General features: G+C 45.1%; 13 protein-coding genes. 4 read left to right on the forward strand and 9 right to left on the reverse strand.

Annotated elements, in window-relative coordinates:
- Position 1 precedes the first annotated feature (1 nt).
- The 6 genes from G3W54_RS07845 to G3W54_RS07870 all read right to left on the reverse strand — a co-directional run bounded on the left by G3W54_RS07845 (position 2) and on the right by G3W54_RS07870 (position 6,801).
- Positions 2 to 814, reverse strand: coding sequence for a citryl-CoA lyase (locus tag G3W54_RS07845; protein WP_162652527.1), 813 nt, complete (start codon positions 812 to 814; stop codon positions 2 to 4).
- Positions 811 to 2,703 (reverse strand): sugar phosphate isomerase/epimerase and 4-hydroxyphenylpyruvate domain-containing protein, encoded by a 1,893-nt coding sequence (locus G3W54_RS07850; protein WP_162652528.1) that lies wholly within the window; start codon positions 2,701 to 2,703, stop codon positions 811 to 813. Before G3W54_RS07850 ends, G3W54_RS07845 begins: the two co-directional genes overlap by 4 nt.
- Positions 2,700 to 3,995 (reverse strand): TRAP transporter large permease, encoded by a 1,296-nt coding sequence (locus tag G3W54_RS07855; protein WP_162652529.1) that lies wholly within the window; start codon positions 3,993 to 3,995, stop codon positions 2,700 to 2,702. Before G3W54_RS07855 ends, G3W54_RS07850 begins: the two co-directional genes overlap by 4 nt.
- Positions 3,992 to 4,546 (reverse strand): TRAP transporter small permease subunit, encoded by a 555-nt coding sequence (locus tag G3W54_RS07860; RefSeq protein ID WP_162652530.1) that lies wholly within the window; start codon positions 4,544 to 4,546, stop codon positions 3,992 to 3,994. The genes G3W54_RS07855 and G3W54_RS07860 overlap by 4 nt, the downstream gene beginning before the upstream one ends.
- Positions 4,547 to 4,572: 26 nt before the next feature.
- Positions 4,573 to 5,583 (reverse strand): TRAP transporter substrate-binding protein DctP, encoded by a 1,011-nt coding sequence (gene dctP, locus G3W54_RS07865; protein ID WP_162652531.1) that lies wholly within the window; start codon positions 5,581 to 5,583, stop codon positions 4,573 to 4,575.
- A 120-nt stretch (positions 5,584 to 5,703) separates the two neighbouring features.
- Positions 5,704 to 6,801: a Gfo/Idh/MocA family oxidoreductase gene (locus tag G3W54_RS07870; protein ID WP_162652532.1), complete on the reverse strand. Its 1,098-nt coding sequence runs from the start codon at positions 6,799 to 6,801 to the stop codon at positions 5,704 to 5,706.
- 190 nt (positions 6,802 to 6,991) lie between these two features.
- On the opposite strand from G3W54_RS07870, the gene G3W54_RS07875 reads away from it, so the two are divergent.
- From G3W54_RS07875 to G3W54_RS07890, 4 genes are all read left to right on the forward strand, one after another.
- Entirely contained in the window at positions 6,992 to 7,651 is a 660-nt protein-coding gene (locus G3W54_RS07875) for a GntR family transcriptional regulator (protein ID WP_162652533.1), read from the forward strand.
- A gap of 362 nt (positions 7,652 to 8,013) precedes the next feature.
- Complete coding sequence (locus G3W54_RS07880) at positions 8,014 to 8,427, forward strand: MbcA/ParS/Xre antitoxin family protein (protein ID WP_162652534.1); 414 nt, start codon at positions 8,014 to 8,016, stop codon at positions 8,425 to 8,427.
- 2 nt (positions 8,428 to 8,429) lie between these two features.
- Positions 8,430 to 9,134 carry an RES family NAD+ phosphorylase gene (locus tag G3W54_RS07885; protein ID WP_162652535.1) on the forward strand — a complete coding sequence of 235 codons (705 nt, stop codon included), beginning with the start codon at positions 8,430 to 8,432 and terminating at the stop codon, positions 9,132 to 9,134.
- A gap of 802 nt (positions 9,135 to 9,936) precedes the next feature.
- Positions 9,937 to 10,107, forward strand: coding sequence for a hypothetical protein (locus tag G3W54_RS07890; protein ID WP_162652536.1), 171 nt, complete (start codon positions 9,937 to 9,939; stop codon positions 10,105 to 10,107).
- A 65-nt stretch (positions 10,108 to 10,172) separates the two neighbouring features.
- On the opposite strand, the gene G3W54_RS07895 is transcribed toward G3W54_RS07890, so the two are convergent.
- The 3 genes from G3W54_RS07895 to G3W54_RS07910 all read right to left on the reverse strand — a co-directional run bounded on the left by G3W54_RS07895 (position 10,173) and on the right by G3W54_RS07910 (position 15,696).
- Entirely contained in the window at positions 10,173 to 10,580 is a 408-nt protein-coding gene (locus G3W54_RS07895; protein WP_162652537.1) for a WYL domain-containing protein, read from the reverse strand.
- 884 nt (positions 10,581 to 11,464) lie between these two features.
- Complete coding sequence (locus G3W54_RS07905; RefSeq protein ID WP_162652539.1) at positions 11,465 to 14,560, reverse strand: efflux RND transporter permease subunit; 3,096 nt, start codon at positions 14,558 to 14,560, stop codon at positions 11,465 to 11,467.
- Positions 14,557 to 15,696 carry an efflux RND transporter periplasmic adaptor subunit gene (locus tag G3W54_RS07910; protein WP_197742803.1) on the reverse strand — a complete coding sequence of 380 codons (1,140 nt, stop codon included), beginning with the start codon at positions 15,694 to 15,696 and terminating at the stop codon, positions 14,557 to 14,559. Before G3W54_RS07910 ends, G3W54_RS07905 begins: the two co-directional genes overlap by 4 nt.
- Positions 15,697 to 15,747: the final 51 nt, after the last annotated feature.

Consider the following 15,747-nt stretch of genomic DNA (forward strand, 5'->3'; position numbering starts at 1 on the left):
CTTATTCCTCTGGCTCATAGAGAGGTAAAAAATTCGTCGGCATCGGGCCCTTATTACGAGCACCTTGTTCCATTTGTTCCCATGCATGCGATAAAATACCGACGGATCGGGAAAGACAGAATAGTCCGCGTGATAATGGTGCTGGAAACCCAAGTTCACAAAATATCACGGCTGTTGCCCCATCAATGTTCATGGCAATCGGACGACCACCTCGGTCTTCTGCCAACTGGTTTTGTACGGCCTCACCGATGGCGGCAAACTTCCCATCAACAGTACCTTCAGATGCAGCGTTCCTAACAAGTTCCATTAGCCGCGGAGCACGTGGATCAACAGGCTTATGAAACCTGTGGCCAAAACCGCTGACAATTTTTCCATGTTTTTCTTTCCAGTTAGCAAGCCCAACTTGGACGGCGCCTTTCAGTGAACCTGAACTCCCCATAAGCCGATCAATGTCATAGTAGAGCTCTGCACATTGTTCACCCGCCCCACCATGCACATCGCCAAGCATATTCACGCCCGTCGCCATTGCATTGTTGAGCCCAATACCACATGTAATTGCCATACGTGATGCAGCGATTGAGGGTGCTTGCGGGCCGTGATCTACACCTGCTACCAATGCTGCTTCAAATAGCTGAGCCTGCTTTTCATCAGGAAGCTGACCTCGTGTCATCATCCAAATCATTTGAGGGAATGTGATATTTCCAATCAAGTCCTGAATCGGCTCGCCCCTAAAGGCAATTTGACCGGGCTTCATGTCAATTATCGATGTACGCCACCATTTTCGAATGGATGCCGCGTCTGCACTTTCCGTCATGTTGTTGCTGCCTTTTGATTGAGCTTGATTTGTGCTTGGGCCGCAAGGCGAATAGGTGCATTTTCCGCACCATATCCATCATACCGATTTCGTCGTTCCACGACCTCAAAGAACAAACCACTAAATATAGACTGACTGTAAATTTGAAAATATTCGCCGTCGTCATGTCGAGAATACAGGATATTACCCGCCTGCAATTGTTGAACGAGTTCCGCTGACAAGCCTAATTCATTTTGAAGGTTCGAATAGTAGTTAGGCGATATTTCAAGGCGTTGAAAATCTGCTTCTGCCAACAGGTTCGATGTTTCAAAGATATCATCTGTCAGAAATGCTATATGCTGAACACCGGCCCCTACACTATCTGTCAAAAAGTTTCCCCCAATTGTGTTGCTTCCTGCAACTCCATTGAGATTTAATCGAACTTCACCCTCAGGACTGCGAATGGCCTGACTTGCTACAATGCCTGAGGGGTCAACAACATCGACAATTGATGTTTTTTCCATCTCGAAGGTTGTTGTATAGTAAAGTAACCAACTCTGCATTTCATCGTATCTCATTGTCTGCGCAACATGATCGATACGTCTCAGGCCTGCTGGTTGTTTTACATCTTCAATTACGGTTGGTTCAAATTCAATATCCCAGACGTGATGTAGGTCAGATTTTTCATCTATGAAATGAACGACGTTACCCCCCACGCCTTTAATCGCTGGAATATTTAATTCACCTGTTCCCAATGCTTGCGAAAACTCTGGCGACCCAAGCGTCATAGCCCTTTCGACGGTTTTTCCAGCATCCTGTACTCGCAAGCCCATATCGCAGACAGTAGCGCCGTGTTTATCAAATGCTTGCCGCGCGTATCCCTCCTTATCCGAATTGACGACTATATTGATCGAACCCTGCCGCCACAGCTCAACGGACTTCGTGAGATGGTGACGTTCTTTTCTAAAACGTAGCGATGTAAGAAGACTTATAAGAGTGTCTCGACTTTCACTATCGACAGCAAACTCTATAAATTCAAAACCGGATGCATAAACACGTTCCGCCAGTCGGGGAATATTAAAGTTCGCATTAGGTGTATTTGATCTAACGTCATCTAATACGTTGACAAGTGCGCGAAAGGCATCTGTTGCAACAGTCGTACCATTATCAAACGAACGCCGACTACCAACATCACTCGAAGACCAATTACCCGTATATCCACAATTGACGAGAAGGCGTACCAGTCCTGAAATATTAAGGTTTCCTTGGCCTGGTAATACACCAAATTGATTACTCAAAATTGGTAAATCGTTATTGGTTCTGAGCATGTCAGACAATTGGACATGAAACACATATTTGCCATCAACTTCTCTAATTCGCGCGGGTCGGGAGCCATCACCTAGCGTTAGGCGGGAATTAATACATAAGCCCAAATTAGGATGGTCTATCTGCTTGATCATCTCATAAGCCTGCAGCTCTGTTGTAATATGGGCCGCCCATGGTAAAGCTAGATATGCAATTCTGACATCCTTTTTTTGCGCACGAGAAGCAAGTTCATACAGGTCAGATACAATATCCTCACTACGGCCCGATGCATGTTGATCGCAATTGGAGCAAACCAGAAGAAGTCTGGTATCTAGAGCGCGCATCAGATCAAGTTTCTGTTCTAAGCGATCAAAAGCATGTGTTTTTGCTTCGCCAGAAAACCCTTCAAGGTCCATAAAGGGTTGAAGCAGCTGAATGTTTAAGCCTCTATCTTTGGCAAGTGCTGCAACATCCCCTGCTGAGCCATTAAACCCGATGAAGTCATATTCATTTAATTCAACGTTTTGAAAACCTGCATCAGCGATTTTATCGAACTTGCTTATCAAATCACCCGATACAGTCGTCGTTGCAATCGCGATACTCATCCAAGATACCCAAATACACGTGGTAGCCACAACACCAAATCTGGAAAGAGCAACATAACCAAAAGAGCAGCTACTAAGACCGCTAGGAATGCCCAAATTTCAGCAATAATCTCCCGTAATGGAATGTCTGACACAGCATTTATCACAAAGAGTAATATGCCATATGGCGGAGTGATTAATCCGATCATAGAGTTAACAACGACCAACACGCCAAAGTGCACCAGATCGATACCGAGCGCTGTGCACGTTGGGATGAACAATGGAACAATGACCAAGATGATTGTCGTCGCATCCAACACGCACCCTAATAACAGAATTAGGATATTTACTGCGATCAGGAAGACAACCGGACTTACGTCTGATCCTTCCAATAAAGCTGAAATAGCTTGTGGAATTTGTTCAGAGATAACGATGAAATTCAGAATAAATGCACCGCCGATAACGACACCAACCGAAGCAGAGGAACGAGCACTATCCACAAAGACACGATAAAGTCCTTGCAACGAAATCGCTCGGTAGAAAATTGCAGCAAGCATAAGCGCATAAAACGCCGCAACTGCCGCAGCCTCGGTCGGTGTCGTCACGCCCCCATATATTCCGTAAAGTAGAATCGCAGGCATAAGTAACGCGGGAAATGCATTTGCCGTTTTTCGCGGCAATTCCCGCAATGGCACTGGCTCTTCGATAACAAAACCACGCTTGCCAGCAAGATAATAATTCATTGCCATTAACACTAGCCCCATAAGTATGCCGGGCAAAATACCAGCCAGAAATAGCGAACCAATTGAGGCTTTTGAAACAAGGGCATAAAGAACCATGGGAATGGATGGTGGAATGATTGGGCCGATAGTAGCCGAGGCCGCCGTTATCGCTGCGGCATATCCGCGGCTATAACGACCATCTTTGGTCATCATCTCAATAATGATTTTTCCGATACCGGCTGCATCTGCAACAGCGGACCCCGACATGCCTGAAAATATGAGTGATGCCACCACGTTAACATGGCCTAAACCGCCTTTGAAGCGACCAACTGCAGCAACACAAAAATTGAGTAATCGATCCGTAATTGATCCGGCATTCATGATGTTTGCGGCAACGATGAACAACGGGACGGCCAGCAATATGGTACTTGTATAAAAACCTTGCAGTATTTTCTCACCTGCAAGCGCCACATCAAGTCCCGCAACACCAAGATACATGACCGATGCAAGTAGTATTGAATACCCGATGGGAGCGCCGATACCGGCGAGCAAGAACAGAGTAAGAAGGCATGATGCTAGTTCGATACTCATAACGCATCCCCGCCTTTGTCGCTGTCAAGTTGAGCAGCATCCACTGCCAATTCAAGTTCAGTTTTGGGTGGTCCATTGCGAAGAATGTTTATAAAACTCCATACATATCGCACGATGACCGCGAGCATGAAAATCGCGTAAATCGAGAACACATCCCGGAGAGGAATTTTGGCATCTGTGAAAGGATTCCGCACCGTAGATGTTTTACGGATTTTCATCCAATCAATGTAATCCCAAGTCGGCAGAAACGAATACAGCATGCCAATGGCGATGGCAGCCGCTGCTATCAATGCGAGAACTTTGCGAACTCTAAGAGGCGATGCTAGATATATGATATCAAATTTTACATGGTCTTGTTCGTTGACTATAAATGCGCAGCTAAAAAAGATCACCCACACCCACAAGATACCAATAAGCTCTAATGTCCATCCTGCAGGGGTGAAGAAATAGCGCAGAACGATTTGCAATAAAAACGTGACAAAGATTGCTGCCAGCATGCCGCCAGCAATCGCTTCGGCCAAACGGGAGAATGTTTTAATCAAAGATTGCATCACTATTCTCCCCTCCGGATTACGGCTTAGTTACCAAGCGCGTTGATCTGATCAAGAACACCTTCAGGCCATGTGGCAGCGAACTCGCTGTCGAGATACATAGACTGAACTTGATTGCGGAATGCAGCCAGGTCAGGCTCGTAGACAGACATGCCCTGCTCTTCTAGAAATGCAACAAGCTCGCCCTCTAGTTTCAACTGCTTTTGGCGACCAGATTCTGCAGCAGCATCTGCCGCTGCTTGTACTTTTGCCTGCTGATCGGCTGACATCTTGTCCCACGTCGCTTTTGAGATCGCGATGTAGTTAAGGTCAACAAGGTGAGATGTTAGAATGATCTGATTTGTCACCTCAAAAAACTTCGCATCCACTACAGTCGGCAGCGGGTTATCTTGCCCATCTACAGAACCAGTTGAAAGCGCTGTATATACTTCCGAGAATGCCATAGGTGTTGGCGCGGCACCCAGTGCTTTGCCCAAGAACTGCCAAGCATCTGTGCCAGGCATACGCAAGTTAACACCTGCAAGATCCGCCGGGGTGTTGACAGTCAATTCATCTTTGCTTTGACGCAAGTTTACCTGACGACGGCCAAGATACATTACTGACAGAAGCTTTACACCAAGCTCGTCTTCGACTTTCGCTTTGAAAGTATCCATCAAAGGATCGTTGAACACTGCCACCTGGTGAGCTGCATCTTGATGCACATACCCGGCTGTAAAAATTGAGAACTCTGGAAAGAACTGTGCGAGTTCTTGCGCAGATGTGATCGACATTTCCAGATTGCCCCGGCTGATCGCATCAAGCTCAGTTCCTTGCGCAAAAATGGTACCGTTATAGCTCGGCTCGTAGCTGGCAAAATCTGCCACTGCAGGTGCAAACACCTCAGCCATTGCTATTGAACGCTGATCAGTCTCCGAACCAGATGTTGCCATACGCAATTGAATTTTGTCCATTGCAAATGCAGATGCGGCAGAACCAACGACGATGCCCGTTGCCACAATCGCTGAAAGCACGTTTCTACGTGTGAATTCGATTTTCATTTTATTCCTCCGAAATGAATAGATAAGTGAATTTATCTAAGGCAAAACTATATCTTATTTTTCCATTAATGCAATATATTATCAATAATATCTGATATTATTATTTGTATCATAGGATATTCATGCAGTAACTGCGTGAACTGATGTGACATCATCTGGATTGTGTAATTCCGCAAAATCATTAATTTTAATAAGAGAATTAGATTGAGCAGCTTCACCAATTGCCTCCACAACACGGAGGGTTTTCAGTCCTTCAAGACCAGTCACCAGCGGAGCTTCCTCTCCTAAAACAACCTTTGCAAAATGTATAATTTGATTATCGAGGGGATCGGATGCTTCTCTTGGAATAGATGTAGCTGTAATTGGTGACCACCAGTCTCGCTCTGTACCGTGCTTCCAGATCGTTAAATCAGGTACAGACAATGACCCATGAGAACCGCCAATTTTATAACAACTTTGAGAGGTTTTCGGATAGATCGGATACTCACCAGAAGTTAGTTCCCAACTCCACGGAGCCACAATAGAATCCGATACGGTAACCGTGCCTACTGCACCATTTTCAAAACTCAGAAGTACCGATGCGACATCTTCATTTTCAAACCCCCTTTGTGATGGAGCTGATTGGGCCTGAACTGTTGAAATCTCCCCGCAAAGATATCTAATCAAATCAATATCATGAACGAGATTAACAGAAATTGGCCCTGCACCTTTGTGTTTACGCCAAGGAGCCTGGTCAAAGTAATGATCTGGTTTATAGAACCAACAATTCGCATGCACCGCCCGGACATTGCCTATCTCTCCGTCGGATATAATTTCGGCCGCCTTTTTGATAAGCGGATTGTGTCTTCTATGGTGACCCACAAGCAGCGGCACCTGCTTCTCCATGGCAAATTTAACAAGGTTTTCAGCTTCTACAGACGATACAGCTAGAGGCTTTTCGATGAGGGCAGCACAGCCATTTGAAATTATTTCAAGACCCAGTTCAACATGACTTGGTGTAGGCGTTGCTACAATTACGCCGTCTGGCTTCGATAGAGCAAATAGGTCGGCAAGACTAGCAAAGCATGGCACGCCATACTCGTCGTAAATATCTTCTGAGGTTAGGTTAGGTTCAACAATGCCGGTTAACCGAACACCTTTAAGCCTCTTAATTGCATCAGCATGACGCCTACCAACTAAGCCTAGCCCAACAACAACCAAATTAACAACGTCACCCATCAAACAAACCCAATCCTTTTAATCCGCCATTGGCGTAGATATTCAATTTCAACTTCCTTACCACTAATAACTTATATTAACAATAATATATGATATTTTTTAAATAATCAGATTTATTATACTATTGTTGTCTGTCAGATAATTTGGTAAATTAATGAAATGGGCGAAATAACCAGATGATAATGAAATTATGAACAAACAAGTCAGCACAGTCGGCACGAACACCTATCAGCGGATAAAACATGATATTATCTATGGTGAATTGGAACCGGGGTCGAAACTAAAGCTAGACACTCTAAAGGCCCGATACGCAGCTAGCCTGTCTACATTACGTGAGATGCTTAGTCGTTTAGCAAGTGAAGGATTTGTGTCGGCAGAGGAACAGCGTGGCTTCTTTGTTACAGCCGTTTCCAAAGAAGATTTAATCGAGATTACAAACCTACGGGTTTTACTCGAATGTTCTGCCTTGGAAGAATCCGTTCAAAATGGTGATGCTGATTGGGAAGGTAATCTTGTGGCCGCACATCATAAGCTTCATTTGATGGAGATACGTATGCTGGCTGGTGATGAAACCCAGAAAGAGAACTGGAAACGATATGATTGGGAGTTTCATCTTGCGTTAATTGAAGCATGTAATTCCAAAAATCTGCTCGATATTCATGCTACGATCTACGATAAATATCTCAGATATCAAATGTTGGTAATCACATATCGTGGCCAAGAAGCTATTGATGAGCATGAAGGCATGTTCAAAGCCGCACTGGCAAGAGACTCTAAACTTGCGCGGCAACTACTCGAAAAACACATCAGAAAGGGGCTTGAGCACACGCTCGAAGCCATGCCAGCATAAAGTCTGATTTTGAATGGGAGCATTATTATTCATTCTGGCAGCAATGATATCTGTTTATTAGCCCTAGCATGACTTAAAATCTATCAGTTATAATCATAATCGATGTTATCACATTATATTTTGATGTCGGTGGAAATTGAATTCCCATTACATCGATTAGAAGTCAATATAGGCAGTGTTAACCACTCTGCCATAGCGATAAAACTATGAAATAGTGATCCCGACTTCTACAGCGTATGCCTACAAAGTGGCGCTGGTCATCTTTCGCCCCTTTGTTTCTAACAGCTCTAGTTACTTCAAATATTTGCCTTTTGGCGAAATCCGTATTATATTATGCCAAAAGGCAATATAAGGAGTCTGCAATGCCCCAACTGCAACTCATTGAGAAAACAGCTCATCAACCTACCGTTCCGGAAATCTCTGATGCGGAGAGCGAGGCTATGGCTCGAGCAGTGGTCAATCTGTTTACCAAATGGAGCCTATCAGATGCACAAGCCACCATACTTTTGGGTGGTTTATCACCACGTACATGGGCTCGTTGGAAAACTGGTTCCGTTGGCCGTGTTCCACGTGATCTAAAGGCACGCCTGTCCAACCTTATGGGCATCCATAAAGCACTACGGATCATCTTTACCGACGCCAAACGTGGTTATAAATGGATTAGTCAAAACAACGACACTTTTGGTGGTACGTCTGCTCTTGATATCATGCTTGCTGGCGAATTGACTGACATTATGCGCGTACGTCGATACCTCGATAGCGTCCGGGGTGGTTGATATTGAACAAGCCGAAAACGGTCCACGTAAACTGGGCAACGACGCATCGAATTATCCGGTCACGCTTCCCACCAATTGATTTGTTCGAGGACATCGTTGACCCATCCGACTGGGATGCTATTCTATCCGCGGAAACAAAGACTAATCCGCGCTTGGCTGAAAGCGTGGGCATGCTCGACCTTATTCCCAAAGAACGTCGGGTTTCTGGTGCTGGGTCATCGTGGGCCATGGCTCCTTTTACACATACATCCACTGATCGGCCAAGTCGTTTCTCTGACGGCTCATATGGCGTTTACTATGCAGGTGATCGGATAGAAGTCGCTTTGTTTGAGACTATGCACCATCATGGAAAATTTATGGCCGCCACATCAGAAGAACCGGGATGGGTTTCTGATTTTCGCGAACTTATCGGGACGCTCTCCACTGAACTTCATGACCTGAGCGAAACATCGGCCTTTGCAGACCTTTACGACTTAGAAGATTACTCAGCGCCTCAAACCCTGGGGCGCAATCTCCGTGAAGGTGGTTCAAATGGGGTCCTATACCGAAGTGTGAGATTTCCTGACGGTTTGGCCGCAGCACTATTTTGGCCCGATATTGCAGGCATTCCGACACAAGGCCAGCACTTTTCCTACTACTGGGACGGGAACATCGTCACCAAAGTCAAAAACCTGACAAGCGGAGAAGTGTTCTCAGTCATCGATTGATAAGCCTTGTTCATACTGCAACTTTTGAAGTCAAATCATAACACCAAACTTTTGTAATATCACGCTGAACCATCTCGCTTATTAGAAACACATTTTTATGGGTCTAAATAGTTGTTGAGGTATCTGGCGAAGAGGAAGAAATTGGCCGCTAAATTGGTCGGAACCTATTGCTTCATGATCAATAATAGTCAGTTTGGATACATAACAGAAAACATTGGGCACAGTTAAAAATGTCTGACGTCAGACATTGCAGCTGGGATCCGTAAATACGTCTCGCAAATTTCCGGCATGAGAACCGAAGGTATATGGTGTACTTGAGCCTGCTATTTTTGGACGGTACAAAACTCACCGCTATAGCGTGTATGGATTACGAGTCTCCCGTCTCTACTGTATTTGTCGGCGGCCACACTTCTCGTGGCTGGTGTCGAATACAAGTCCCCCCCGCAGGCTCTTAAAGGGACGCATTTGTTGTTGTTGTTGCGCATGGCATTCAGACACCTGTTACGAGTCGTCCAAACAGAATATGGGCTGCCGTTATGCATAATAACGAGATCGCTTTCCGCCGCCAATGCTTGACCTGCAGTTGACATTGCACACAAAAGTGCTCCACCAAGCAATGCCAAAGCCTTAAACGAAGTTTGCAGCTTAACCATTTTACCCATTTTTTTTCCATTCAAATTTGTTGATACTGTTATCAATTTTTAGATGCAGCGCATGGCTAAGTCAATTAGTATAGATGTACTAATGTGCCAACGATCAAAAAACGCTAGGTTGCCAATTATTTTGAGGGAAAGATCGTCGAATGAAATCTCTATTCACCGACGCTGTTGACTTCCATGCTGATCGCGCTCGATTATTTTCGCGTGCACCAATTAAAATATTCTTAGGCCACATCGGCTCGGCATGCCTTCTGATTTACTATGACGACGGACAGTCAGTACCCTACCTCAGTTCTAAAATTATGCGTCATTGAAACTCCATTGAGTAGACGAAGCAGTACTTCCTTTTTTCATTGCAGCACTCACGTAAAACAAAATTCTAATCGCAGATATTTTCCTTGATAAAGCAATTTGAACCGATGCAGCCATCCCAACCATCAGCTTTTATGGATTGAGATTTCTCACTGAACACACCCTCAATTACAACAACTGATTTGATCTTATCAAATCTGAATATTCGTTTGGAAGCGTAATCACGCCCCTTAGTGCAACCACGGGATTGCCAACCATGCATGTAAAGCTTACCGTTATTGCCAATCGCAACCTGATGCACATCAACAAGGCGCGGAAGACAACCTTTGCTGACGTCTTTGTCATAAACCATCTCGATAATGCGGTTTGTCTTAGCAGCCTCGCAAAGTTGAGCTTCATATTTCGATTGGGCCTGAGTGGATGAGAATGGCGTAACGATAATAAGCGTTGCTATTACTAAGTTTTTAAATTTCATTGCTGGCTCCTTAAGAAAGCTACCTTCTTCTCTCACGCATGGTTCGTTATTCTATTGACGAACGTACATGGGGCTATCCAGCAAGGCAAATACTGATTATCCGTTACTTGGTAAGGCTATGACTGCATCCAATATTCCGGGCCATCCAAAATCAGTTGTGCCTATCGGAAAGCTCAACAGAAACCCATAGATTGGCACTGTAATTTCAGAGCGGCTCGCAGACTTTTTGCAGATGTATCTGAGTATTCAATACGATGGGTCATGTAGGCACCAACGAGAGCAACATCATGCCGTCTGCCTAGATAAACAATTAGACTGGATATTACGTCCGCACCCAAGATTGCTAAAGTACCACCCTTGGCATAATCTCAGATGATACTAGCCAATATTGGAGCCGCCTTGTCATGAATCAAGCGGTTGAGACGGTGGTTGAGGCCTAAACTTTGATGTTCATTCAAAATCAATTGCGTTTCCATCTGATCGGCAAAATTACTGCCCTTAAAAAGCTCACTCTCCATTGAAAAAATGGTTATAAATCAGCCTCTTGCACTCAAGGATACATTAACTTCTACCGCTCCCAAACTATCAGCTATCCGGTCGGGCAGCTGTTCAAACTCGGAAAATAGGGGCTCATCCTTTGATGAGAAGTGGTGATGAAAGCCACCGTTCGACAACCTAGACACAAGAAGAATTTCTGCCATCGTTGTGGCCTCAAACCCTGCTGAAAAAGAGCTCTTGCGCAACTCCGAAAAGTTAGGCTCGGCGTTCGTCTGGTTTCATATTTATGCGCTTCTCGGCACCTATATATTTATCCTTTAAAGCCTTTCGGTCAGAGTCATTTACTTAACCGAATTCGGGTGCGCAAAACTCACCGATACGAATGACTATTTCTGCTGTTTCTTCTCACCTAGCATCAACATGGCAGGTGTTACGATGAGAGTAAGAACTGTAGCAACGACCAAGCCTCCGGCAATCGCGCTAGAAAGTTCTGTCCACCACTGTGTTGACGGAGCGCCATAAACAATATCTCGCGTGAAGAAATTTATATTAAGGCCAATTACCATTGGCATAAGACCAAGCGCTGTTGTTATTGATGTTAAAAGCACAGGTCTTAGCCGTTGTGCACCAGTTCTAAGCGCCGCTTCAAGGGATGATTGTCCATCTCTTTTCAACTGATTAAAGGTGTCAATAAGCACGATATTGTTATTCACAACGATACCAGCGAGCGCAATAACGCCTATGCCGCCCATTACAATTCCGAAAGGTCGTCCAGTTATAAGTAATCCAAGCAGTACGCCGGCAACAGAAAAGACAATCGCGCTCATCACAATTAATGCCTGATAGAAACTGTTGAACTGAAGTAGTAATATCATAAACATCAAGACAATTGCTGATATGAAAGCGCCTACTAGGAATACCATTGCTTCGTTCTGATCTTCAGCTTCACCTGCAAAAACAAAGTCCACACCATCGGGCAAAATTCCTTCGTTTAATGCAGATGTAAGCTCGCTTACCTGATCATTTACTAAAATACCAGGTGCTACATTTGCTTCAATTGTTACGACACGTAACTCATCAATCCGCCGGATGGTACCAACACGCTCTGCGGGAGAAAAATCAACGAAGTTTGAAATAGGAACAAGTCCAGATGACGTTGGGACACGAAGACTTCCGAGCTCCGCAAGTGAACGATCCTGGTAAGGAAATCTAATACGAATATCAAGAGTACCATCAATATCGCCAGGTCGAAAAGTTGCTATCTTAATTCCTTGAGTGAGTAACTGAACGGCTTGTCCGAGAAGGCTAACATCGGCACCAAAGCGGGCTGCTTCTACTCTATTAACATTGATAGAAAGCTCTACACCGGGAAGCGGTCTTGTATCAGTTATATCTGTAAATCCTCCAATTTTAGCCATTGCCGATCTGACGACGTTTACAGCTTCTGACTGGGCTTTTGCATCCTGTACCCGCAATTGAAGGTTAATTGGCTTTCCACCTGAGGGGCCGCCGCTCTCAGTTTGCACTTGAACATTGATGCCAGCAATATCTGAAACATCCTGCCGGATTTCTTCGCCTATTTCAGCTGCAGTGCGACGCTCATCCCAATCGGTGAGTTCAAGCTGAATTGAACCTACTGTCTCTTCATCACCCTGCCCGGCACTCATCATTGAGCGGGCATAGACACTTGATACTTCTCCATATTTAAGCAACCTGTTCTCAACCAGACGCACCAAACGATCCCGTTCATAAATTGAGATATTATCACGAGCTCTAACTTGGACCTGCATGAACTCTGGTTCAACAGAGGGAAAGAATGTGACACCTTTACCAAGTTGGCCGTAGAGGCCAAAAGCCCCTAGCAACATGGCAACAGCAAGAAGAACAGTAGTGCCAGGACGTAGGATCGACCATTCAAGAACGTGAACATAAAGACCAACCAAACCACTCATCTTCCGTGGATCACCTATCTCGGCTGCGTGCAATACGGCCTTTGATTTAGCTGTTTGTGGTTGGCGTTTACCTATCAAACCACCAATCACCGGGATAAAAATAAGCGCCATAAATAAAGAGGCAAACAGAGTGAGAAGAACCGTGATTGGTAAGAACTTCATGAACTCGCCAACCAAGCCAGTCCAAAATAAAAGCGGAAAGAATACACTAAGTGTCGTAGCGGTAGATGCGATAATTGGCCATGCCATACGTTTGGCAGCAAAAGCATATGCATCCTTCGCAGTTGCTCCTTCCTGCAGTTTTCGGTCGGCAAGTTCCGTCGTAACAATAGCACCATCGACAAGCATTCCCACAACCAGAATAAGTGAAAACAAGACCACGATATTCATCGTATAACCCATCATCCAAATCGCAGTTACTCCAGCTAAGAATGCACCGGGGATTGCCAGCCCAACAAGAATTGCAGATCGGGGACCCAGCGCAAAGACGATGACAATCATAACCAAAATCACGGCCGCAATAACATTGGCTTCAAGGTCTGAAAGAAAAGTTTTAACTGGTTCTGACTGATCTTGCAGGTATGTAACTTCGATCGCATCGGGCCAATCCGACTTCATACTTTCGATCTGCTCTTTCACCTTTGCTACCGTTTCGATAATGTTGGCACCAGACCGCTTCTTCACTTCCATTGCGAGAGCAGGTTGCCCGTTAATCCGAGCAAAGCCTGTTGGGTCATCAAAAGCCCGGCGAATTGAAGCAACATCGCTAAAGGTGACGACTGTCCCATCCCGAACCTTAACTGGCATTGTCAAAACATCATCTAAATCTTCGATTAGTCCCGGTACTTTTAGCACCACGCGGCCAGAGCCATTTTCAATCGAACCAGCTGCAATAAGCTGATTGTTCCGTTGGATTTGACCAATCACTTCTTCAAAAGATAGGTTATAGGTTTGAAAGACAGTCGGATCGATAAGAACTTCTAAAAATTCATCACGCTTGCCGCCGATATCGACCTCTAATACACCTGGCAATCCTTCGATTTTTTCTTGAACATCTTCAGCAAGTTGATTAAGTGCGCGTTCCGGTATAGAGCCCGAAAGAATAACTGTAACAATCGGGAAAAGAGCCGTATTTATTTCCGTAATAGTTATATCATGGGCATCTTCAGGCAGGTCACCTGCAGCTCGATCAGCAGCTTCACGTACTTTATCTAGCGCTTCATCAATGTCGCCCCCAGCCTGAAACTCTAATTGAACACTAGCAAAGCCCTCAGAGGCATGGCTCTCCATGCGGTCCAATCCTGCAATTGCAGCAAATTCACTCTCGAGCGGCTCAAGAAGAAGACGTTCTGCATCGGTGGGGCTTATGCCATCCAATCCAGTTGAAACATAAACCAATGGCAAAGGCACTTCTGGATCGGATTCTTTAGGTATTGAATTGTAAGCTACGGCGCCAACCATTATGATGATCAGTAAGAGCAGCACGACCACTCGGCTGCGCGAGAAAGCAGCATCTATAAGGAGATTCATTTATCCGCACCTTTTGATGCCGTATCAACTTGCGAACGGACGAGTTCACCATCGCGAACATATCCTTGTCCCACGGTTATTATTTTAACCCTCTCGGGCAAACCCGTTACCCAGATACCCTCGATTTGAGCGCGAACAACTTCAATTGGGTAGAACCTAACCGTGTCCTGTTCATCAACGACTTTAACACCAAGTGCACCATCCTGATTGAGCGAGACAGCTGAAGGGGATAGGAAATGTGCATTAACTTGACCAACGGGAATTTGAATTTTCGCAGATATCCCAGCAGGGATAGCGCCATCACTATTGGGAACATCAATTTCTGTTAAAAACGTTCGGGTATCTTGAGCCGCTGACGTGCCTACAAATGATACCGAACCTGCTCGTTCCTCACCCGTAATGAAAAGTACTCGCGCAGGCTGATCATTTTGAAGTTGGCGCAGTGACTGTTGTGGCACCTGAATAGCCACTGTTAGTGGGGCGTTATCCACAATTCTACCTACGTCGTTGCCGGATTGAATAAACTCACCACGGTCCAAACTCAGAGTTTCTATACGTCCGGCGAAGGGAGCCGAAATGATGGTATCAGCTAAGGCTTCTTCCGCGGCAGTCAATTGCGCACGTGCAGAGGCAAGTGCAGCTTCGGTTTCAGTAACTCGAGCTACCGTCGCAACACCTTGTTCTTTAAGTTTGCTAGCGCTAGTAAAGTCTCGCTGAGCTCTTTCGAGTTCAGCGCGCGAACGCATAAGATTTGCTTCTTTTTCAGCTGTTTCAAATCGAGCAATGACGCTACCCGCCTCGACATCCTGACCCTTCGTGACAAACACTTCAGCAATCTGGCCGGAGGTTTCTGCTCGAATAGCCGTATCTCTATCAGGAAGCGCCTGACCTTCGGCTTGAAAAAACTGCGTTACAGGTTTTGCCGATGATAGTTTCACGACAACGGCAACTGGCAAAATTTCAATTTGTTCAGCGGTCTCTAGTTTGTCTTCAGATGGAAATATAAAACCACTACCCATCCATATGATCAGAGCAACCGAGAGAATTAGTGCACCCCAAAAAGAGAAACCAGCTCCACGGTCGTCGGTAAACTCTAAAACTTCAACCGAAGATATGTCGTTATCAATTTCTGCCATGTATTCGTTCCATTTCAGGTCCATTATTCGAAACTATTTTTTAGCAATATG

Source organism: Lentilitoribacter sp. Alg239-R112 (assembly GCF_900537175.1).
In the GTDB taxonomy this organism is placed as follows: Bacteria; Pseudomonadota; Alphaproteobacteria; order Rhizobiales; family Rhizobiaceae; genus Lentilitoribacter.